Origin of the sequence: Mesorhizobium sp. M7A.F.Ca.CA.002.15.2.1 (assembly GCF_003998715.1) — a bacterium.
In the GTDB taxonomy this organism is placed as follows: Bacteria; Pseudomonadota; Alphaproteobacteria; order Rhizobiales; family Rhizobiaceae; genus Mesorhizobium; species Mesorhizobium ciceri.
The window spans coordinates 1-446 of the sequence record NZ_RZPI01001275.1 but is presented as its reverse complement, the minus strand read 5'-3'; the positions used below and the strand labels follow the sequence as shown (position 1 = coordinate 446).

The window sequence follows — 446 nt, the reverse complement described above, 5'->3', positions numbered from 1 at the left end:
TCCATCCCCACCGAGCGTCGCAAGGAAACGGCGGCACGTGCCGAGTTCCTCAATGCCGCCGATGTCGCTATCCTGTGCCTGCCCGACGACGCGGCGAAGGAAAGCGTCTCGCTGATCGCCAACGACACCACCAGGGTCATCGATGCGTCGACCGCGCATCGCGTGGCGGAGGGCTGGGCGTATGGTTTCGCCGAGATGGACAAGGACCAGGCAAAGGCGATTGCCTCGGCAAAGCGCGTCGCCAACCCAGGCTGCTGGCCGCAGGGACCGATCGCGACGCTGCGGCCGCTGGTCACAGCAGGCCTGCTGCCGGCCGATTTTCCGATCACCGTCAACGGCATTTCGGGCTATTCCGGCGGCGGACGGCCGATGATCGAGGACTACGTCGCCAAGGGCGAGGACGCCTCGGAATTCCTGCCTTACGGCCTCACCCTGCAGCACAAGCA

At 65.9% G+C, this 446-nt stretch carries 1 pseudogene; it reads left to right on the top strand.

Annotated elements, in window-relative coordinates:
* A pseudogene (locus ENZ74_RS34105) lies at positions 1-446 on the top strand (N-acetyl-gamma-glutamyl-phosphate reductase); the annotation flags it as partial.